Below are 20,350 nucleotides of genomic sequence, written 5' to 3'. Positions count from 1 at the left end.
ATCACATGAACGAAGTCATCATCCCAGTCATCGACGGGCATAACGATCTGCCATGGGAGTCGCGTGCGAATCGCGGTTACAGCGTCGAGGGCATTGATCAGGAGCTGGAGCAGACGTTGCACACCGACATACCGAAACTCAGGCGAGGCGGCTATTTGGCCCAGTTCTGGTCGGCATATGTGCACAGCGATTTCGAGGGCGGCGACGCCGTGATCGCCACGCTTGAGCAGATCGATTTCATCCATCGCATGTGCGCCCGCTACCCGGGGTCGTTCAAATTGGCCACGAGCGCGAAGGATGTGCTGGCCGCACGCGACGAGGGCCGAATCGCCTCGCTCATCGGCATCGAAGGCGGCCACCAGATCGCGAACAACATGGCCGTGCTGCGCGAATATGCGCGCCTGGGCGTGCGTTATATGACGATGACATGGAACAACACCAATGAGTTCGCCGATGCCTCGGTCGGCGAGCATAAGTGGCACGGGCTCAACGACCGCGGGCGTGAGATCGTGGCCGAGATGAACCGCATCGGCATGATCGTGGATCTCGCCCACGTCTCGCCCGACACCATGCGCGACGCGCTTGAGGCTTCGCAGCTGCCGGTCATGTTCAGCCACTCGTCCTGCTTCTCGGTCAATCCGCACCCGCGCAACGTCCCCGAAGACGTGCAGCACATGCTCGCCGAGAATGGTGGCGTGCAGATGATCACCGCCGTCCCCGGCTTTGTCTCGGCCGAGCTCCATGACTGGTACGAGAACGGCGAGCACGGCCCGCGCCCAGCGGTCACCGTGGGCATGGTGGCCGATCACATCGAGGCTGCCCGCGAGGCGATGGGCGTGGACTACGTCGGCGTCGGCGGCGACTTCGACGGCACTGACGCCATGCCCGAAGGGTTGTCGGACGTCGGCGAATACCAGAACCTTTTCGCCGAGCTGCGCTCGCGCGGCTGGAGCGAAGAGGACCTCAACAAGCTCGGCTGGAAGAACGCCTTGCGCGTGCTGAAGGCCAATGACGGCGCCTATCGCGCGTTCATGGCAGCGGGGGAGTAGCCGACGACGATTCATGTAAAAGCTCGCGCGCGTCGCAGCTCTTTATGCGTAATACTGCATATATATGTGGCATGCAACGCTTGAAAATGACCATAACGGCGCAATGTGTTACACAATGATAGTTTGCGCAACATCAGCCGGTAACACTTCGGGTCTTCAATCGGCTTATGCCTGTGCGCCAAGAGACAAACAGTGTGCAGGAGCAGTTTCAAGATTTTGTCGAATCACGACTGTAGGAGAGAAAATATGAATCATTCCCAACAAAACCTTGGTGGCTATCTGCGTAAATTATGCAAGGTTTCCGTTGCCGCTCTGGCGGCTGCCACCATGCTGGTCACTACCGCCGCGTGCGGCGCCGCCGAGGGGTCCAAGGGCGCAACCGCCAACACGGGCAACAGCGATTCACTGGTGGTCGACAGCTCATTTGACCTCATCACCCTCGACCCGGCGAGAAGTTTCGAAACCACGGCCGTGACCGTCCTGAGGGCCGTCTATCAGTCCGCGCTGAAGTTCGTCGACAATGACATGAGCAAGCCGCAGCCTGAAATCTGCACTTACACAATCTCCGACGACAACAAAGTCGTCACGCTGACGTTGAACGGCGATCATTATTTCGCCGATGGCAAGAAGGTCACCGTAGACGACATCGTTTATTCATACCAGCGTGTGCAGGGAATCCAAGGCAATCCGTCGTTCTACCTTGACGGCGTCACCGTAGCGAAGAAAGATGACACGAGCCTGACGTTGACCAGCGAAACGCCGAATCCGGCAATTCCCTACATTCTACCGAGCGTCAACCTCGGCATCGTAGAGAAAAGCGTTGTGGAGGCGAACGGCGGCACACTCACTCCGAAGGACAAGGCCGATCAATACCTCAACGCTCATTCCGCGGGCTCTGGGCCATACCAGTTCGATTCGGTTTCAATGGATTCAAAGGTGACGCTCAAGCGCAATCCGAAGTTCAACGGCGACAAGCCCCGTTACAACACTGTCGTCATGAACAATGTCGACTCGTCCACCGAGCTGACGAACATCAAGGCCGGCACGACCGACATCGCGCTTTCGATCAATTCCGATGAGGCGGCCAATCTCAAGAGCTCCGAGGCGCATGTGTCCTCCGGGCCTTCCGGATCCACGACGTTCCTGTGGTTCAACTCCGATCCGCAATATGGCGGCAAGGCCGCTGACGTGAACTTCGTGAACGCCGTGCGCAAGGCGGTCAACTACGAAAAGTATGTGGCGATCTACGGCAAGGGTTCCGAACAGGCCTATGGCATGGTGCCCAATTCCTTCCTGGGCGCCCTCAAGAGCTCCAGCGAAGATTCGTATGATCTCGATGCGGCGAAGGCACTGCTCAAGAAGTCCGGATACAACAACGAGCAGATCAACTTCCTGTATTCGTCCGACGACGATACCGCTACCCAGATCGCACAGCTCTTCCAATCGGACATGAAGGCGCTCGGCGTCAATATCAAGCTTGTAGGCCAGCCGACCACGACCCGGTTGGACACCTTCCGATCCGGCAAATTCCAGGCAGGCTTGAGCACATGGGGCGCTGATTATCCCGATCCCTCCGACTACTTCGTCTTTACTCCCGACCAGAACATATCAAAGCGGGCAGGGTGGTATACCACTGCCGGAGCCAAGTCCTCCGGCGGATGGGCCGCTTCCGCCTCGGCCGACGCCATCATGCCGCTTGTCGAGGCTGCGCAGAGCGCGAGTGGCGAATCGGATCGAGACAAGGCATGGCAGGACCTGCAGAATGGGCTGAACCAGGGTAGCCCATTCGTCCCGTTGGTGGTGCAAGGAGCAAATGTCGTCTCGCGTCCGGATCTGACCGACGTGAATTACGACCTGCTGAATAATCTCGATCTCACTACGCTAAAGTAGCGCGAGTCGCTGTGGTCGCGCAGTTCGCCGAGTTCATGCGGACTCGCGACCCCGGCTGCATTCGCACCGACCATACGGTGAGTTGAATCGCGGACAGGAATGGTGATATGACGGCACAGGCAGTATCTCCCACGGCGGGGAATATAGGAAATATGCGCAAGAGCCGCGAGGATGATCCAGACGAATCGGATCCTTCAGGCTTCTGGCGGCAGATCCGCATCGGGCATCCTCTTGCCTTGTATATCGGCAAACGCTTCCTGATCAGTGTGTTTCTGGTTTTCGGCGTCACGCTCGTCACTTTCATTTTAACCAATCTTGTCCCGGCCGATCCGGTGAATTCCATCTTGGGCGAGCAGGAGGCCAACGACCCAGCCGCCGTCGCGCGCACCAGGGCCGAACTTGGGCTCGACAAGCCATTATGGGAGCAGTATTGGCTGTATCTGGTCCGATTGCTGCATGGTGATTTCGGCCAGTCGTTCCTGACCAAAACGCCTGTGCTCGACGATCTCAAACGCGTTGTGCCGGCGACGCTGGAACTGGGCGGGTTCGTCTTCATTTTCACGATCATTTTTGGCGTGCTCATCGGCCTGTATGCAGCGCTCCGGCACCGGCGGTTTGCCGATCAGCTCATCAGGGTGCTGTCGTTGGGCGGCGTGTCCGTGCCGACGTTCTGGCTTGGCGCCATGGGATATTATTTCCTTTTCTACGAGCTGGGGATCTTCCCCGGCTCGGGTCGGCTTGATTCGCGGGTAGCCCCACCGCCCAACGTCACCGGCCTGTATACCATCGACTCCCTGATAGCGGGAGACTGGTCCACCTTCGTCAATGCGCTCTGGCACCTGTGCCTGCCCGCCTTGGTCTTGGCTACGGCCAACCTGAGCAGCCTGATGCGTTTCGTGCGGTCGGCGGTGCTCGAATCCATGAACCAGGATTATGTGCTGGCGGCGCGGGCGAAGGGCCTGCCTTCCCATAAAGTCGTGTTCGGGTATATCCTGCGCGGGGCTGCGGTCCCCATCCTCAACCGCACCGGGCTGTTGTTCGCCGGGCTGGTCACCGGATCGGTGCTCACCGAATCGATCTTCGCTTGGAACGGCCTCGGCCAATATGCCTTCAAGGCGACCATGGCGTTGGATCTGCAAGGCATCATGGGCGTGGGCATCGTCATCGGCGTCGTCTATATCATGGTGAATTTCCTCGTCGACATCATCACCGGTTTCGTTGACCAGAGAGTGAGGATCCAATGAGCACGGCCAATGAAACCGCGCAGGCAGACCCGGCGGCAGCGGGCATTGACGCCACGGCAAGACCGGCGAACGGGGCGGCAGCAGTTCCGGCAGGCCCGGCGCTTCCCGAGAAGGTCGTGCGGAAAATGACCAAGCGTCGTTTCGGCGTGCCCAAGAGCCTACGCACGCCATTGGCGATCATCGGCATGGTCATCATCGCGCTGTGGATTGCGATCATCATCTTCGCGCCGCTGCTTGAGCCGCATGACCCGCTGGACCAGAGCGGCCCGCGTCTCGCGGCGCCCGGCGGCAATTATCTGTTCGGCACCGACACGCTCGGCCGCGACATCTTCTCGCGGGTTGTCGCCGCATCCCGGGTCTCGATACCCTCATCGATCGTCCTCGTGGTCATCTCCTCGGCGCTTGGCTGTTTCATCGGCGCCATGGCCGGGTATTTCGGCGGCCGAATCGATGAGATCTTCATGCGTCTGACCGATCTGGTCTTCGCCTTCCCCTCGACTATCCTTGCCATGGTCATTTCCGCCGCCCTCGGCCCCAGCATCCAGAACGCTATCCTCGCCGTCGTGCTCGTAAGCTGGCCCACCTATGCGCGGCTGGTCCGTTCGCTGGTGTTAGGCTTCCGCAACAGCGAATTCGTCATTGTGGGCAGGCTGCTCGGACGAAGCTCCTTCGCTTCGTTGTTCAAAGACATCCTGCCGAACATCCTGCCGCATATCTTCGTGCTCATGTTCGTAGATCTGGGCGATTGCCTGCTGACGCTTTCGGGTCTGTCATTCCTGGGCCTCGGTGCTACGCCGCCTACTCCGGAATGGGGACAGATGGTGTCTGAGGGCGTGATGCGCATGACATCATGGTGGTTGGCTTTCTTCCCCGGACTTGCGATCTTCACGGTCGTGATAGCGGAGAACTTCGTAGGTGACGCAGTCAGGGACTGGTTCGACCGCAGCTACAGCGCCGGCAGGCAGGGGGAGTGACATGAGCGAACGCAGAATGGAAGAGAACGCGTTGTTCGCCTCGAGGGAAAAGGCCGCGGGCATTGTGATTCGCGGGCTGTCCATGGAATTGTATGGTCGAAAGCTGCTGGACCATGTCGATCTCGACATCGCTCCGGGCAAGATCAGCGGACTCGCCGGCGAATCAGGATCCGGCAAATCATTGACGGGCATGACGATACTCGGTTTGCCGCCTGAAGGCGCGAAACTGACTGGTTCGGTCAAATACGCGGGCGAAACGGAGCTGCTGGGGATGAAAGAGCGCGAACGCAACGGCTATCGCGGTCGCCGCATCTCCATGGTGTTCCAAGACCCTACGTCGAGCATGCATCCGATGCTGTCCATCGAACGGCAGCTGACGGATGGCATGCGCTACCATCTGCACCTGAACAAACAGCAGGCGCGCGAACGCGCGGTTGAACTGCTCAGACTTGTGCAGGTGCCAGAGCCTGAACAGGCTCTCGAACGGTTCCCACATCAATTCTCCGGCGGACAATTGCAGCGCATCGCCATCGCCACGGCACTGAGCTGCAATTCGCGCGTACTGATCGCCGACGAACCCACCACGGCGTTGGACGTGACTGTGCAGGCGGGCATCCTGCACCTGCTCAAAGATCTCAACGAGCGCCTTGGACTGACCATCCTGCTCATCACCCACGATCTCGGAGTTATGAGCGCGCTGGCAGACACCATAGCCGTGATGCGCCAGGGTAAGATCGTCGAAGTCGGCGACCGGTACGACATCATCAACCATCCGCAGCATCCCTACACCATCGACCTGATCAACTCGCTGCCAACGAAGGTCGAAGAGCGCATGGAGGCCGCTGGCGAACTTGGTTCGAGCAACGCGGCCTGGGATGCCGGCACAGTCGAGAACGTTGACATGAACTTGGATGCTGGCGATGCGAGCATTCCAACGATCGAATCGCCGACGAAGGTCAGCCAGGCCGGCGAAACCGGCGCGGCCAATGGAGCTGGCGCGATCGGCAAAATCGACGAGGAGGCCTGAGATGGGGCAACAGCATGATTTCCATACCGCTGCCAAGTTCAATTCCGGACTGGACCTGCGCCATATCGTCGTCGATTACAGGGTAGGCGGCAGAATGGTGCACGCCGTGCGCGGGGTCGACCTTCAGGTGGCTCCGGGCGAGGTCGTGGGACTGGTCGGCGAATCAGGATGCGGCAAGTCAACGCTGGCGAAAGTGATCTGCGGGCTCGTGGCGCCCACGTCAGGGAGCATCGTATTCGACGATGTGCCGATCACGCCGCTCGGATTCCGTCGAAGGCTGACGGAGCTGCGGCGCATCCAGATGGTGTTCCAGAATCCCTATGCTTCGCTTAACCCGCGCCGCACAGTGCGTGCACAGATCGAAGAGGCTCGGGCAATCAGTCCGTTTGCGGTGCCGAGCGTGGAGGAGCTGCTTGCCGAGGTGCAGATGGATGTTTCAGATGCCGACAAGCTCCCGCACCAGTTCTCCGGAGGCCAACGTCAGCGCATCGCCATAGCGCGCGCGATGGCGACCTCGCCGCTGCTGCTGATAGGCGACGAGCCGATCGCTTCGCTTGATGCGTCGCTGCAGGCGAAGACCGCGATCCTGATGAAACAGGTCGCCTCCCGTTCGGATTCCTCGCTGCTGTTCATCAGCCACGATTTATCGATCGTTCGACTCATCGCCACCCGCATAGTCGTGATGAATCAAGGAAGGATCGTTGAAACGGGAACCACCGAGGAGATCTGGAATCATCCAAAAGAAGACTATACGAAGAACTTGCTCGATGCCATACCTGTGCCTGATGGATTGGGTCACCTGCCTGCCTACCACGGGGAGGTGTAAAGCAGCTGTTATGCGCGCTTTGCAGGTACGACATCCGACATGATTGGGAGTGCGACTGATATTCAGCGGGACATTGCGTATGCAAGAGACACGGGAAGTACAGGTATGAGCACAGCCAGCGACTACAGTGACGGCACGCCGCAAATCAGTTTCACGCTTCGTGACAGCGCTGGGAATGCCTTGGCGCGGCGCGCGGGGGAGCGCATCTTCTATGCGGCTTCGACGATCAAACTGGCGGTGGCGATGGCGGCGATCGAGGAGATCGGAGCCGGTCGCCTGACTTGGAAGCAGACGGTCCCGGCCACGCATACGTTCGAATCGGCCGCGGGCGGGACTTTCTCGCTCGCCGACGACCCGGAGGAGGCCGACAACGAGATTCCCGAAGCCGGCACCCCTATGAGTGTGCGGGAGCTGCTTGACGCGATGATCGACCGGTCCAGCAACGAGGCGACCGACATGCTGCTCGGGCTGATCGGCATTCCTCGCGTGCAGCGCTTGTGCAAGGAGCAAGGCATGCATCGGCTGCACATCGAGCGGCTCATCGGGGACATCGCCGCCCGTAACCGCGGTCTGCCCAACGAGGTCACCACCGACGACCTTTCGAAGCTCATGCTCGCGGCGGTGCACGGCGATTGGTCCGCGCATAACGATATCGAGGTTTTGCGCCAGGCGCTCTCCCGGCAGCGCTATGCGGTCATAGCGAGCGAGCTGCCGCATGGCGTGGCATGGGGCTCGAAGTCCGGCTCGGTCGACGGCATCGAGCACGATGTCGCGTTCGTCGGCGACCCGGATTCGGCGGATCTGCGCGTGCTTGCCGTCTGCACCAGGGGATACGCGCCGGATGACGCGCACGAGGCGATCCGCGCGGTCGCCGCGGCTGCGCTCGGTGATTAGGACGACTTGCAACCGTACGCAGCGCATCGGGAGCGGGATGGACTCGAGATGGAAGAGACATCGTGACCGAATCTGTAATATTGCGCCGAGGCCAGTGCATTGATTGGGTGAGCAGAAGAACATAGACAGCATGCGCACCCGGTCAGCGCGTTGAGGCTTTTTCCACGCATATGGCGGCGAAACGAGTGGCGAGACGTTGGGCGAGCCTCGCGTTTTCGGCGCCGGCTTCGCGTGCGTGGCGAACGATATCAGCCCAAACGAAGCCATCGGCCTCGACGCTGCGCTGCTCCTCAGCGTCCCAGTCAACGATATTCTCGGCCGCTACTTCGGGATGGAATTGCAAACCCCACGCGCAATCGCCCATACGGAACGCCTGTACGGGAGCGCGGTCCGAATGTGCCAGTAACACGGCTTGATCAGGAAGACTGGTTATATGGTCCACGTGGTTCTCCGTCATCGAGAATCGCCGCGGCAGAGCGATGAAAAGCGGGTCGTGCCTGGCCGCCGATTCGAGTGTGATCGTGGTCATGCCATGCTCGGGCCGGAGTTTGCGATGCTCGACGAGGCCGCCGCCTACATAGGCCAGCAGCTGGCCGCCCAAGCAAATGCCGAGCATGGGGATGCCACGCTCCAGAGCCTGCGATGTTAGCGCTCTGGTCTGGACGAGCCACGGGAAACGGTCGTCTTCATTTGGCAGGGGAGCTCCGCCCAGCACGATCAGCGCCGAATATCCTTCGAGGCTGCTGGGCAATCCGGCGCCGCCGAACACAAGTTCGTAATCCAATCCCGCCTGTCCGAACCATGGTCCGATCCGCCGGAGGCTTGCTGTTGTCGAATGACCGATCACCAACGCCTTGACTGTCGTCATGCGTGGCCCCTTTCGTCGCTGTCGTCGCGCGCCGCATTATGCCTGCCGACGTTGTCGTTCCTATGTTTGCCGGTATTGCGTCGTCCTTGGCGGGCGAAGGGCTCGCGAAGGCTGCCTTGCCCGTCGTCCTCGGCGATGTCTGTGGCGGTATCCATGATGATGCGGGCCTGCGGCTCGATGACCACGATGTCATCGGTTTTCGGCGCGTCGGCCACCGCGAAATCGAGGCTCTCGATTTCGGGCGGCTGCAATGGATTAAGCCTGATCGAACAGCGCAGGGGATGACGTTCGCAGGGCATGGTCCACGATAATTGCGCGGGGGACTGGGCGGTCAGCGCGCCCGCATTCGCCACAACGGCTCGCAGACCAGGTTCGCCATCGGCGATGTCATGTCTGACCGGCGAAACGCCCTTGCCGGCGTGATGGCCGACGTGAGTCGCTGCGGTCGGGTCATTGCCGGTGGCGTTGGCTCTGGCGCTAGCGTATATCGGGCCAAGTCCTGGCATATCGAGAATTGATGGGTCCCCAGTGGTGGCTGCGGCCCCGATAGCGCCAAGTGCAGAGCGGTCGACCGGGCTGCACTTGGTCATACGGTTCGCACGCCATGCTCCGCCGGTCAGCAATCCGGCTACCGGACTGCGCCTCGTGCCGAGCAGGGGGCCGGTTTGGACAAGCACGGCTGCAAGCTCGGCCGCGCGCTGCTCCAAGGAGGAGTCCATGACGATATTCATCGAGAACAGATCGCTCAGCGATTCTAAAGCAGGCAGGCAAACGCCTGCATCGCAGCCGAAGCTCGGCAAGGCCTGCAACATCGCGCACACGCGGCCCATGGCGATTTCGGTCTGTGGCCACAAGCGGATGCTTCTCGCTGCAACGGCCGATGAGCCGGCTATGGTGCGCGCGCCTGCCGCGCCCGCCCGCGAATGCGATGATCGTGAGCCTGACATTGGTGTGCACGCGGAATCCAGCAGCATGCTCAACGCCTGTGAGGCGACGCCGCCCGGCGTGGCATATCGGCCGTTGGCCAAAGTGACGATGCCGATGCCGGACCCCAGATGCCAGCGCATATCCGAGCCGTAACCCGGGTAGCCGCCGGAATGGTGTGCGATATCGCCGTAGCGCGCGTCGTGCTCGACGACCAGCCCATATCCATAGGACTGGTATTCGCTCGTCGCCCGACGGGTGAGTCTGCCCCGGTTCGAACCCGAACGCGCGATCGGCGGAATCGGGTTATGCCCGATCTGCATAAGACGGCGGAAACGGCGAGGCAAGATGATGTCTTCGGCAAGAGCGCCTTCCCGCGGAAGGCCATTGTCTGAAAATCCGGCACCGAGCCACGCATTCCAACGCGCGATGTCATGCACGCTGCTGATCACTCCGCCGATCGCGCTGAAAGCGCCGGGCGCGGTGAACTCCTCGAACACCCATGCCCCTGAAGCGGCACGGTGATGGCCACAGATGAGCATCGAGGGATCGGCCTCGCGATAATCATACGTGGTCTCCTGCAGCCCGAGCGGTTCGAGAAATTCCGTACGCACATAGTCCGGCAGTTCCGATCCCGTGATTGTGCGCACTGCCTCGCCAAGGATCGCGAAGCCGATATTCGAGTATTCGTACCCCTCGCCCGGTCGGAACACGGTGCGCAATCCACGGGCGAGCAGCTGCCGGAGTTCCTCGTGCGACATGGATTCCTGCCGATCGGCCCAGGCATCGTCCGTGGCGAGCCCTGAGCGCATGGAGAGCAGGTCGGCGATGGTGATCGGGAACGCGTCGTCGTCATGGGCGTTCGTCGTGGCAAGCTCGGGCAGCAGCGTGGCGGCCGGCTCATCGAGATCGAGTCGGCCCTGCCAGACAAGTCGGAGCACGGCGGCCGCAGTGAAGCTTTTGGACATGGAAGCGATGCGGAATCGCATATGCGCGTAGGGCGTTTCATGGCTCGTCCGCTGCGTTGATTCGGGCAGCGTTGATTGTGAAGGTACTGATTCCGGCAGCGCCGAGGTGTCGTGCATCGCCAGCGTTTCAGGCGCGCCAAAGCCATTGGTGTGGATAAGCGCGCCCTGCTCGTAGATGCCATATACGCAGAATGGTGCTTTGCCCTCGGCGACAACGGACTGGATCATCCTATCTATCTCCGGGAAGCATCGGGCGTCGACGCTGCCGGTGTCGATCTGGGACTGCCTCATGCCTGCTCCTTCTGCCTGACCGACGCGTGCATCGCCTTGGCTGTCTGACCATAGCGACTAGGCATCGTATGGCCAGAGCTCCTCGACTGGATGCCATCACCCCTGGGATCGGCATAATGCGACGCATGACGGCGAGTTTAACTCGCGTTGATATGCGGCGTGTAACGTGACGTCTGATGCCGGGGGCGGGTGGTTTTCATACCGAATCACTCCCGACTCATGATACTGATTGCGGCCGATAGGCACGGGCGCATGATGCCGATCATGCCAGCGGCTGCATTGCGCGCATGCGACATCAGGCGCGATGTCGGTGCCGTCCGCAGACGAGGTGTTGCAAGGAGCGGCCCTATGAATAAGGTGGATATGAACACTGCCGATACGAATACGGTGAAGCATGGGCAGACGACGCTGATCGGGCATGACGCATTGCAGGAGTTGATTGATCAGGCCATCAAGGACTACGGCGTGCCGGGCGCGGCAGTCGGCGTGCTCGCGCCGGCGCAGGAAGGCACACTGCATGCGGATGCCGCATGGTCCGGCGTGATCAATCAGGCCACCGGGTACCCGGTGATCGAAGGCACGCTGTTCCAGATCGGTTCGATCAGCAAGATCTGGACCACAGTGCTTGCCATGCAGCTGATCGATGAAGGGCTGCTGGCGCTTGACACGCGAGTCAAGGACGTCTTGCCTGATTTTCGTATAGTCGGCTCGCCTGAAACCACCGAGCACTGCACCATTCGCGACCTGATGTGCCATGTCAGCGGCATCGAGGGCGATGCCTTCCCGGATACGCTGGGGCGCGGCGACGATTGCGTGGCCAAATACGTGGAGTATATCGGGCGATTCCCGGCTCGTACGCCGCTGGGCGGGCCGCTGAGCTACTCGAACGGGGCTTTCGTGGTGCTGGGCCGGGTAATCGAGGTGCTGCGAGGCATGGTCTGGGACGAGGCGCTGCGCAAGTGCATTGCCGGGCCGGCGGGATTCGGGCATGTCTGGACGCTGCCGGAGGATGTTCTGCGCTATTCGGCATGCCTTGGCCATCAGCGTGCCGTCGCGATCGATCAGAAGATCTTCCCGGCTCCTGTTCAGCCTGCCGAGCTGTGGCATCTGCCGAGATGCACCGGGCCGTGCGGACAGGTGTCCGCGTCGATCGGCGACGTGCTCGGTTTTGTTTCCATTTTCCTCGACGGCGGCGTGGCGCCCAATGGCGCGAGGATCATGTCTGCCGATAGCGCTGTGCTGATGACCCGTGAACAGGTGAATCTGCGCGAGCAGGGCGTGCAGAACAATGGCTGGGGACTGGGCTGGCAGCTGCCGAACTGGGGTAGCGAGCCGGCCTTCGGGCACGGGGGAGCGACCGAGGGGCAACGGGCGAACGTCGTGGTCTTTCCGCGACGCCGCACGGCCATCGTGGTGCTGACCAACGCCGATGCCGGCACGCAGATGGCGGCGCATGCGACGTCCGTGCTGGCGGCGCGGGCAGGCGTCGCGCCGCGCCCGACAGTCCAGCTTGACGGGGCGCCGATCGGCGCCGAGGATGCGGCGGCGATTCTGGGAACCTATGAGCGTCTTGGGGAGCATATGGAATTCAAGGCAGGCGGTCCGACCGGCGTACTGGCCGTCATCGAACCGGACGAGGACGATGGCCCCTACGGCGTGCAGCTCACCTTGCCGCTCCACCGCACGACGCAAGGTTTCTATGCCATCCAGCGCCCGGACGAACGCGACCCCACCGAAATAGCCTTCATCAGCTCGTCGCACGGCACCCGATACGTTGCCGCCGGACACAGGGTCACGCCGAAAATAGCATGACGGCGACATAGCGACGACCGGAAAAGCCTAGCTATCGATCCAACTGAGAGACATCGGCGATCTTCTCGCCGCGTACTGCGGCGAACGTCTTGGCGAGTCGGTTCTGCGTCTCCTCGGGATGAAGGCGTGCCACGCCCATGAACAGCACGTCTACGATGATGAGCTGCGCCATCCTGCTCGGCATGGCGGCATAACGGAAGCGGGTTTCCTTCGACACTGTGGTGATCGTCAGATCGGCCAGCGTAGTGATGGGGGAGTCGCCGTAGTTGGTGATCGCCACGCACAGCGCGCCGCTTTGCCGGGCAGCCCGCAGCGCCCGGACGGTCTCTCGCGTCTGCCCGGAATGCGAGAAGGCGATGGCAACGGAGTCTTTGGGGAGCGTCGCAGCGCTCACCAACGCAAGATGCGGATCGCACCACGCGCTGGTCGGGCGGCCGATACGGCTGAGTTTTTGCTGCAGATCTTGGGCCGCCAGACCGCTGGATGCCTGCCCGTACACGTCAATGCGAGGGGCTTTGTCCAATGCCTCCACCACGTTGGCCACTACGTCGAAGTCAAGCATCGTAATAGTGTCTTGCACGGCCTGAGCCTCTTCGAACGCCATCTTGCGATAGACCGCCACCGCTGGATCTGCCAGATCGATATCGCCGTTCGAAACGCCGAAGTCGATGCGCCTGTCCTGATCGGCGACGGCCGCGACTGTCAGCGCCTGCCGGAAGCTGCGATACCCGTCGAAACCGGCCCGTTTGCACAGCCGCATCACCGTGGCGAGCGAAGTGCCGCATCGGCTCGAAAGTTCGCTGATGGTAAGCCGGGACGTTGAAAGCGGTTCCTCGAGCACGAATTCGGCGACGCGCGATTCGCTGGGACGCAATGCCGGGAGCAGTTGTTTGAGGCGCATAAGAAGGTTTTCGGGCACGACGGCTCTCCTTGGAGATCCTGGAGATTAATGGCTACAGGTTTGCAGATATTCGGATTGTTTTGAGTTGTCTCAACACCCGGAACCATGGCGGTTCGGGGCAAGCATTCCGGCGGCCGCCCGGGCGTTGGGCAGCGCATCGCCATATGTCCGCACCATGCGGCCCGCCACAACGCCGCCGGTGGCCGGCCAGCCTGTCTGCAATACTACAGCCTGCGGTTTCGAATGAAGTATGCCGGTGACGAATGCGCATTCTTCGCTGCCTTCGAGCAGCAGCCCGGCGATGAGCACGATGTCGCCCTCATATCCAGACAGTTGCCGGATCAGCCGTGCAGCGCCATCCGCACCGGCGGCCGCAGCATTGCCGGTGTACGGCTGCGGCGTCACAACATCAAGGCCGCGCTCCTTCAAGGCGCGCATGAAACGGTTGGCGCCTGGCCCTATGACCGGCGAGCGTGAACTGCGCGCGTCGACAAGCATGACCGGTCGTCCGCTGGCTGCCAGACGAACATCCCCATGGACTTCCAGCGCACGCGCTGCCAGTTGCTCGCCTTCCTGTGATGGAGCTTGCCTAGTACCGTCAGCTGTGTTGCGACTGCTAGGGGACGTCAGCGCCCGCCAGTCCTGGTTGTGCTGCGCCCGCCAGTATGAGAGCCGCTCGATTCTCTTTCCCGCGCGTTCCAGCGTTTCGATCGGCAGACTACCGTCATCCAGCGCGTCGAATAGGCCGTCCCGGACGCGTATGAAATCATCCTCGCCATGCCCGGGGTGGCCTGCCGGATTGCCGATGCACAGCAGATCGTTGCCGGCGAGCAGCGCCGCGACGCCGCCCCGGCGTTGGCCGATCGTGTCCGCGATGGCGGCCATGTCCAAGGCGTCGCAGATCATAACGCCATCAAAACCGAGCTCCTTGCGAAGTATGCTCAGCGCTTTGGGATTGATGGTCGCCGGATCGTCGCCCAAATACGGCACGGTGATGTGGGCTGACATCACGCATTGGGCGCCCGTTCGGAGCGCGGCTTCGAACGGGGGCAGATGAATGCTGCGAAATTGTTCGGGTGTGCGGTGAGCCAAGGAAGATGTCAGATGCGGATCGCTGACGACATCGCCATATCCGGGGAAATGCTTGATGCAGCAGGCGACTCCGGCCTGCTGGATCCCGCGTGCCATGGCGGCGCCGTGCCGGGCGACCAATTGCGGGTGCGCTCCGAAGGAACGCACGCCGATGACCGGGTTGCGCGGATCGCTGTTGACATCGACCACCGGAGCCAGATCGATGTCGATGCCATTGCTGCCCACAAGCGTGCCGATGCGCTGGCCGGATCGGCAGGTGGCCTGGACATCATCGACGCGGCCGAGCACGGCATTACCCGGCTCGCTTGATCCGTCTGCCGCTTCCAGACGAGTGACGATGCCGCCTTCTTCGTCGACGCCCAGCAGTGCGGCGGGAGAGATGGCATGGATGCGATCCGACAGGCGCCGAGGCTGCTGGGCGTCGTCGGGAACGAAATTATGGGCGAAATACAGGGCTCCGCCGAGGCCCTCATCGAGTGCGCGTGCCAACCACTCGGGCGTTGTGGTCCCGTTGAAACCAGGCCAAAGCACGCGATAGACCATGCGCCGCACGGTGCGATCACGGCGGCTGTCAATCGGCATGGACATTACTGCTCCCTGCCGGTGCCAACGGGAATTGTTCCGGTGTTGACCGTGGTGCCGATATGGTCGGTACTGATGCACAGTTGCAGCGGATTGCCCGGCGCGCTCGGCAATGGCCGGAATCCTAGGTGCGCATAGAATCCCCGTGCACGTGAATTGCCGGCCCCCACCCCGAGCTGCACTCCCGGGATGCCGCGGCGATGCAACTCGGCGAGCATAGCCTGCATGAGCCGGCGCCCGACGCCCTGACCTTGCGCGACGGGCAGCAGGTCGATATGCATATGAGCAGGGTACCGATCCTGATCTGGTCCCAGAAAATTCTCCGGATGGCGGCCGGTCTGCGCCAGTCGGTCGGCAGCGCTGGCCGACTGGTCGACGACCCGATGACGTTCCAAGAACACCGGCAGCCAATGCTCCCGGTACCACGCGACGAAGGCCGCCGTATCCGCGGCTGCGATAGCGTAGCCGCAAGGCATGCCGTTCTGGTCGACCACGAACACCAAGTCGGGGGCATACTGCACATATGGCGACAAATAGATATCGGGCAGCAGGCCGCCGGGAATCCAGTCGCTCGCGTCCTGGCCGGATTTGCCGGTACGCACGCATACTTCGCGCAGTGCCGGCTCGTCGCCCTCACGATATGGGCGAATTGCGAATCGCGCGGTGTCGCGCGAGCCAGCGACACCCGATACTGAGTTATATGACATAGCATTATTCGAATCGGCGGTGCGCAACGCAACGCCGACTGATGCGTTGCGAGTGATCATGCCACAGCCTCCTTGCCGCTGTCGGCTGCGACATCGGAGCGCAAAGGAACCACCTGTCGTATCTGCGGGAACAGGCATGCGACTTCATGGTCGGCCGCGCCAAAGCCACTGTCTTTGCCCGGCACCGCGAGCGGAGGCCGGCCGGTGAAACATACTGGCTGGGCGAAGGGACAGCGCGGGGCGAACAGACAGCCGGTATCGTCATTGCGTTCATCGAGGATGCCTGTGGGCACCACTTGAACGGGAGCCTTGGACTCCAAGCCGCGCAGCACGGGGATGGCGGAAAGCAGCGCCTGCGTGTACGGGTGCAGCGGGGCCTGCGAGACCACGGTGTCTGAAGGCCCGCGTTCCACGATCGAGCCGCGATACAGCACGACCACGGTGCTGTCCTGCCCGATGTAGCGTGCCGAGGCGAGATCGTGGGTGATGAACACCACGGAAATCCCCAGCTCGCTGCGCAAAGTACGTAGCAGCCTCAGGACGCCGAGCCGCAGGGATACATCGATCATGGATACGGCTTCGTCGGCGACAAGCACCTTCGGGTCCACGGCCAGCGCCCTGGCGATGACGATGCGCTGGCGCATGCCGCCAGAGAGCTGATGCGGGTAGCGGGGGAGCACATACTCAGGGTCCAGCCCAACCAGATTGAGGATCTCCAGCAGGCGGCGCTGCGGCCAGTCGGCGTCCTTGTCTGCAATGCGGGCGTGCAAGTGCAGCACGTCGATAAGGATGTCGTAGATGGTCCGTACTGGGTTGAGCGCTGAATACGGATCCTGATGGATGAGTTGCACCCCGCGGAAGAAATCGCGCCGGTGCTTCGCGTTGAACGAATCGATATTCTCGCCATTGACGGCGAAGGTGCCGGCCGTGGGCTGCTCGATGCCGGCGAGGATGCGCCCGAGCGTGGACTTGCCGCACCCAGACTCGCCGATGATGGAGATCGCCGACCCTTCGGGTATCTCTAAATCCACGCCGCGTAATGCGTGCACGGATTCGCTGAGCGCTTTGCCGCGCACGCGATAGGTCTTCTCGATGCCGGAAAGGCTAATCATGAATCGCATTCCCTTCTTGGCTTCCCTTGCCTGCGGCTGCAGGCGTATTCGGCGCGCCAGCCGCTACAACGCCCTTGCCGCTATCCGTTCCCGCGGTATTCCCTTCGGCGTCGATCTTTTCGGCGAAGTGGCAGGCGACAAAAGTGGAACCGTCTGGTGAGCGCCGCATCTGCGGCGTCTGCTCGGCGCATATCGCGGCATGGTCGCGTTGGAAGATCGGGCATCGGTCGCGAAAGACGCAGCCTTTGCGCGGCAAGGTAGCGAGCGTCGGCGGCCGCCCGGCCAAGGGCTGCGCCGCGTCGATATCGCCGGTGAGTCTGGGAAGCGCCCGGATGAGTCCGCGGGTATAGGGATGGCAGGGATGCCTGAGCAGTTCGATGGTGCCGCCGACTTCCACCAGCCGGCCGCCGTAGAGCACCGCGATATGGTCGGCGATATCGGCTACCACGCCTATGTCATGGGTCACCAGCAGCGTGGTGAGTCCCTGCGTGCGGTGAACCTCGCGGATGATGCTCAGAATGTTGGCCTGCGTGATCATGTCGAGCGCTGTCGTAGGTTCGTCGAGCACGAGTACGCTGGGTTGCAGGGCCAGCGCGAAGGCGATGCCCACTCGCTGGCGCATGCCGCCGGAAAGCTCATGCTGGTACGAGGCGAGAATGCGCTCGGCGGGCAGCCCCATGCCGGACAGTAGTGCGCTGAATGAATGCAGCAGTTGGCGCAGGTCGCTGACGTGATGCGACCGACCTAGGTCGAGGACCTGCTTGCCGATCCTTTCCAACGGGTTGAGCGAGTCCTGCGCAGCCTGAAAGACGTAGCCGATGGTGGCCGCGCGAACCTCCCGGAGCTCTCTGTCGCCGAAGCCCAGCACATCGCCCACGCCTTCCACCTCGACGCTGCCATGGGTGATCTGCCCCGGAGGCTGCACGGCGTTGAGCAACGCCATGGCCAACGTGGATTTGCCCGAGCCGGATTCCCCGACCAGCCCGGTGATCGTGCCCGGTTCAAGCGTGAGCGTGACGCCTTCCACAGCAGGCAGCAGACCTTGGTTCACTTTATAGGCCACAGCTAGGTCACGAATCGTGACACGAGGAGGTTCTGCACGGCGCTGCGGCAGGGAAGGCATGTGAGAAGAAGACGTGTGAGAAGAGGTTCGCGAAGCCGACGCGGGCTCTGGGAGCGATGCGGCTTTCGGCGTCGATGCAGGCTGCGGAGCCGGTGCAGTCTCGGATTGCACGCTGTGTTTCGCGAACAGCCCTGTGAATAACGATGTCATGAGTTCTCTCGCAGTCTGGGATTGAATACTTCGTCAAGCGCGTCCACCAGCAGCACGACGCCAAGGGTGAGCAGCAGGATCGCGATCAGCGGGGAGAGCAGATATGGCAGGCCCACGCCGGTCAGGGTCACGCCGTTGTTGACGGCCAATTGGATCATGACGCCCCAGTTCGAGGAGGTGAACGGCAGCACACCCAAATAGAACAGGCCGACCTGGGAATAGATGCTGTTCGTGACCCCCATGAGCAGGTTCATCGCCACGAAGGGCGCCATGTTGGGCAGCAGCTCCTTGAACACGATGTATGCCGTGGGGAAGCCGAAGCTGTGCGCGGCCTCGATGAAACCGCGATTGGCCAGTGACATCGTCTGGGCGCGCACAGCGCGGGCCAGTCCGCCCCATCCGGTGATGCCCAGTACGACGCCCATGGTCCACGGCGAACCGAACTTCCAGACGATCGACAGCACCAGCAGCAGCGGGAAATTCGGGATCGTGAGGATGATGTCGGTGATGCGCATGAGTAGCGAATCGGTGAACCCACGCCGGAATCCCGCGTACAATCCGATGGTCACGCCGATGATGACCGTGATGATCGAGGCGATGGCGGCCGAGAGCAGCACGTATTGCGTGCCCGTCACCAGGAGCGCGAGGACGTCCGCGCCTTGGAAGTCGGTTCCCAACGGATGAGCGAGGCTCATTACGCCGAAGAGATTGTCGCTGTCATCCGGCGGCATATGGCGATACAGCAGGTTGCCGAACAATGCGAATGCGATATACACCACTACGATGATGGCGCCGAACATGCGGCTCGGCTTGCGCTTGAGCACGCGCCAGAGCACAGTGAAGAACCCGGTGCGCGACCGGCGCGGATCGAATGCGATCGCTGGCGAAGACGCGGTCTGCTCGCTCATAGGTTCTCAGCTCCTCTGCGCACGCGCGGATCGATGGCGGTGTAGAGCAAATCCGCCAGCAGATTCGCGATGATAACGGCTACGGTGATAAGCAGGAACGCCCCGTTCATCACTGGATAATCGCGCTGCCCGACGCTGCTGATGAGCAGCTGTCCCATGCCGGGGTAATTGAACGCGTTTTCGATGAATACCGCGCCGCCGAACATGAAGCCGAGCGACAGCGTGAGCACGGTGAACAGGGGAAGCACCGCGTTGCGGGCGACGTATGCGAAGATCTTGCGCCTCGAAAGTCCACGGACTTCGGCGGCGAGGATGAAATCGTCGCCGAGCACGGAAACCACGGAGGATTTCATTGTCAGCAGATAGCCGCCGAAACTCGAAAGAGCGAATGCCAGTGCCGGCAACACGGCGTGCGCGATCAGCGAAGCGATGTATGGGCCGTTGAATCCTGGTTCAAGCGCTCCATCCACTGGCCCGGTGGAGAAGACCGGGTACTTGACCGTCAGAAACGTCACCAGAATCAGCGCCATGACGTATTGCGGAATGCCGTGGAGCACAGAACCCAGTATCGTCAAACCTGAGCCCAAGCGACTGTCGCGCCTCATGGCGGCGATAACGCCGAGCACCACGCCCAAGGCGGCGCTCACCAGCACGCCGGCCAGCACGAGGCCGACCGTCCAGGAGACAGCCGAGGCGAGTTCGCTGCTGACGCTGATGCCCTCCGCGGTGATCGATGTTCCGAAATTGCCATGGGCTAGCTGCGTGAGATAATTCCAATACTGCTGGAGCGCATTGCCCTGTGGCATGAAGCCATAGATGCTCGCCGTCAGCGCCCGGGCCTGCTGGGGGGTCTTGCCCTGCATGAGCAGGCTTTCATAGGCCGTTTCCAGCGGGTCTCCGGGCATGAGCTTGACGAGGAAGAAGGTGAAGGTGCATACCACCCATATGGTCAGAAGCGCCCTGAGCAGACTGGTGCCCACGTAGCGCAGACCGGAGATCACGCGCATC

General features: G+C 61.8%; 17 protein-coding genes. 8 read left to right on the top strand and 9 right to left on the bottom strand.

Features of this window, described 5'->3' with window-relative positions; translation table 11 throughout:
* Positions 1 to 5 precede the first annotated feature (5 nt).
* The 7 genes from LKG04_RS00815 (at position 6) to LKG04_RS00785 (ending at position 7,904) form a co-directional block, all read left to right on the top strand.
* On the top strand, positions 6 to 1,049 hold the full coding sequence (locus tag LKG04_RS00815; RefSeq protein WP_291760840.1) for a dipeptidase: 1,044 nt from the start codon (positions 6 to 8) through the stop codon (positions 1,047 to 1,049).
* Between the two features lie 246 nt (positions 1,050 to 1,295).
* Positions 1,296 to 2,939: an ABC transporter substrate-binding protein gene (locus LKG04_RS00810; RefSeq protein ID WP_291760838.1), complete on the top strand. Its 1,644-nt coding sequence runs from the start codon at positions 1,296 to 1,298 to the stop codon at positions 2,937 to 2,939.
* Between the two features lie 152 nt (positions 2,940 to 3,091).
* The gene (locus tag LKG04_RS00805; protein ID WP_291760835.1) at positions 3,092 to 4,183 is read left to right on the top strand and encodes an ABC transporter permease; all 1,092 of its coding nucleotides are present in this window, start codon (positions 3,092 to 3,094) and stop codon (positions 4,181 to 4,183) included.
* Positions 4,180 to 5,157 carry an ABC transporter permease gene (locus LKG04_RS00800; protein WP_291760832.1) on the top strand — a complete coding sequence of 326 codons (978 nt, stop codon included), beginning with the start codon at positions 4,180 to 4,182 and terminating at the stop codon, positions 5,155 to 5,157. The genes LKG04_RS00805 and LKG04_RS00800 overlap by 4 nt, the downstream gene beginning before the upstream one ends.
* A gap of 1 nt (position 5,158) precedes the next feature.
* Complete coding sequence (locus LKG04_RS00795) at positions 5,159 to 6,184, top strand: ABC transporter ATP-binding protein (RefSeq protein ID WP_291760829.1); 1,026 nt, start codon at positions 5,159 to 5,161, stop codon at positions 6,182 to 6,184.
* 1 nt (position 6,185) lies between these two features.
* Positions 6,186 to 7,010: an ABC transporter ATP-binding protein gene (locus LKG04_RS00790; RefSeq protein WP_291760827.1), complete on the top strand. Its 825-nt coding sequence runs from the start codon at positions 6,186 to 6,188 to the stop codon at positions 7,008 to 7,010.
* 105 nt (positions 7,011 to 7,115) lie between these two features.
* Positions 7,116 to 7,904, top strand: a complete 789-nt coding sequence (locus tag LKG04_RS00785) for a serine hydrolase (RefSeq protein ID WP_291760824.1) — start codon at positions 7,116 to 7,118, stop codon at positions 7,902 to 7,904.
* Between the two features lie 142 nt (positions 7,905 to 8,046).
* Here the strand turns inward: LKG04_RS00785 and LKG04_RS00780 are convergent, their stop codons facing one another.
* Both LKG04_RS00780 and LKG04_RS00775 read right to left on the bottom strand, forming a co-directional pair.
* A complete protein-coding gene (locus LKG04_RS00780) occupies positions 8,047 to 8,772 on the bottom strand; it encodes a type 1 glutamine amidotransferase (protein ID WP_291760821.1) in 726 nt (241 codons plus the stop codon).
* Positions 8,769 to 10,955: a serine hydrolase domain-containing protein gene (locus tag LKG04_RS00775; RefSeq protein ID WP_291760818.1), complete on the bottom strand. Its 2,187-nt coding sequence runs from the start codon at positions 10,953 to 10,955 to the stop codon at positions 8,769 to 8,771. Before LKG04_RS00775 ends, LKG04_RS00780 begins: the two co-directional genes overlap by 4 nt.
* Before the next feature lie 348 nt (positions 10,956 to 11,303).
* Here LKG04_RS00775 and LKG04_RS00770 point away from each other — a divergent pair, with 348 nt between their 5' ends.
* Positions 11,304 to 12,767 carry a serine hydrolase domain-containing protein gene (locus tag LKG04_RS00770; RefSeq protein ID WP_291760816.1) on the top strand — a complete coding sequence of 488 codons (1,464 nt, stop codon included), beginning with the start codon at positions 11,304 to 11,306 and terminating at the stop codon, positions 12,765 to 12,767.
* A 31-nt stretch (positions 12,768 to 12,798) separates the two neighbouring features.
* Here LKG04_RS00770 and LKG04_RS00765 read toward each other — a convergent pair whose 3' ends face one another.
* The 7 genes from LKG04_RS00765 to LKG04_RS00735 all read right to left on the bottom strand — a co-directional run bounded on the left by LKG04_RS00765 (position 12,799) and on the right by LKG04_RS00735 (position 20,349).
* Positions 12,799 to 13,686 carry a MurR/RpiR family transcriptional regulator gene (locus tag LKG04_RS00765; RefSeq protein WP_291760814.1) on the bottom strand — a complete coding sequence of 296 codons (888 nt, stop codon included), beginning with the start codon at positions 13,684 to 13,686 and terminating at the stop codon, positions 12,799 to 12,801.
* 72 nt (positions 13,687 to 13,758) lie between these two features.
* A complete protein-coding gene (locus tag LKG04_RS00760; RefSeq protein WP_291763146.1) occupies positions 13,759 to 15,342 on the bottom strand; it encodes a glycoside hydrolase family 3 protein in 1,584 nt (527 codons plus the stop codon).
* A gap of 5 nt (positions 15,343 to 15,347) precedes the next feature.
* Positions 15,348 to 16,109, bottom strand: a complete 762-nt coding sequence (locus tag LKG04_RS00755; protein WP_291760809.1) for a GNAT family N-acetyltransferase — start codon at positions 16,107 to 16,109, stop codon at positions 15,348 to 15,350.
* Positions 16,106 to 17,161: an ABC transporter ATP-binding protein gene (locus LKG04_RS00750; protein ID WP_291760807.1), complete on the bottom strand. Its 1,056-nt coding sequence runs from the start codon at positions 17,159 to 17,161 to the stop codon at positions 16,106 to 16,108. Before LKG04_RS00750 ends, LKG04_RS00755 begins: the two co-directional genes overlap by 4 nt.
* The gene (locus LKG04_RS00745; RefSeq protein ID WP_291760806.1) at positions 17,154 to 18,224 is read right to left on the bottom strand and encodes an ABC transporter ATP-binding protein; all 1,071 of its coding nucleotides are present in this window, start codon (positions 18,222 to 18,224) and stop codon (positions 17,154 to 17,156) included. Before LKG04_RS00745 ends, LKG04_RS00750 begins: the two co-directional genes overlap by 8 nt.
* Before the next feature lie 206 nt (positions 18,225 to 18,430).
* Positions 18,431 to 19,342 carry an ABC transporter permease gene (locus LKG04_RS00740; RefSeq protein WP_291760804.1) on the bottom strand — a complete coding sequence of 304 codons (912 nt, stop codon included), beginning with the start codon at positions 19,340 to 19,342 and terminating at the stop codon, positions 18,431 to 18,433.
* A complete protein-coding gene (locus LKG04_RS00735) occupies positions 19,339 to 20,349 on the bottom strand; it encodes an ABC transporter permease (protein ID WP_291760802.1) in 1,011 nt (336 codons plus the stop codon). The genes LKG04_RS00740 and LKG04_RS00735 overlap by 4 nt, the downstream gene beginning before the upstream one ends.
* Position 20,350: the final 1 nt, after the last annotated feature.

The sequence above is a fragment of the Bifidobacterium sp. genome (assembly GCF_022640935.1).
Lineage (GTDB): Bacteria > Actinomycetota > Actinomycetes > Actinomycetales > Bifidobacteriaceae > Bifidobacterium.
Note: the sequence above shows the minus strand (reverse complement) of the source record. Positions and strands in the feature narration are given on the sequence as shown.

Excerpts from the sequence above, each read along its gene's own strand:
- LKG04_RS00815 (WP_291760840.1), top strand. The coding sequence starts at position 6 with ATGAACGAAGTCATCATCCCAGTCATCGACGGGCATAACGATCTGCCA.
- LKG04_RS00810 (WP_291760838.1), top strand. The coding sequence starts at position 1,296 with ATGAATCATTCCCAACAAAACCTTGGTGGCTATCTGCGTAAATTATGC.
- LKG04_RS00805 (WP_291760835.1), top strand. The coding sequence starts at position 3,092 with ATGCGCAAGAGCCGCGAGGATGATCCAGACGAATCGGATCCTTCAGGC.
- LKG04_RS00800 (WP_291760832.1), top strand. The coding sequence starts at position 4,180 with ATGAGCACGGCCAATGAAACCGCGCAGGCAGACCCGGCGGCAGCGGGC.
- LKG04_RS00795 (WP_291760829.1), top strand. The coding sequence starts at position 5,159 with ATGAGCGAACGCAGAATGGAAGAGAACGCGTTGTTCGCCTCGAGGGAA.
- LKG04_RS00790 (WP_291760827.1), top strand. The coding sequence starts at position 6,186 with ATGGGGCAACAGCATGATTTCCATACCGCTGCCAAGTTCAATTCCGGA.
- LKG04_RS00785 (WP_291760824.1), top strand. The coding sequence starts at position 7,116 with ATGAGCACAGCCAGCGACTACAGTGACGGCACGCCGCAAATCAGTTTC.
- LKG04_RS00780 (WP_291760821.1), bottom strand. The coding sequence starts at position 8,772 with ATGACGACAGTCAAGGCGTTGGTGATCGGTCATTCGACAACAGCAAGC.
- LKG04_RS00775 (WP_291760818.1), bottom strand. The coding sequence starts at position 10,955 with ATGAGGCAGTCCCAGATCGACACCGGCAGCGTCGACGCCCGATGCTTC.
- LKG04_RS00770 (WP_291760816.1), top strand. The coding sequence starts at position 11,304 with ATGAATAAGGTGGATATGAACACTGCCGATACGAATACGGTGAAGCAT.
- LKG04_RS00760 (WP_291763146.1), bottom strand. The coding sequence starts at position 15,342 with ATGCCGATTGACAGCCGCCGTGATCGCACCGTGCGGCGCATGGTCTAT.
- LKG04_RS00755 (WP_291760809.1), bottom strand. The coding sequence starts at position 16,109 with ATGATCACTCGCAACGCATCAGTCGGCGTTGCGTTGCGCACCGCCGAT.
- LKG04_RS00750 (WP_291760807.1), bottom strand. The coding sequence starts at position 17,161 with ATGATTAGCCTTTCCGGCATCGAGAAGACCTATCGCGTGCGCGGCAAA.
- LKG04_RS00740 (WP_291760804.1), bottom strand. The coding sequence starts at position 19,342 with ATGAGCGAGCAGACCGCGTCTTCGCCAGCGATCGCATTCGATCCGCGC.
- LKG04_RS00735 (WP_291760802.1), bottom strand. The coding sequence starts at position 20,349 with ATGCGCGTGATCTCCGGTCTGCGCTACGTGGGCACCAGTCTGCTCAGG.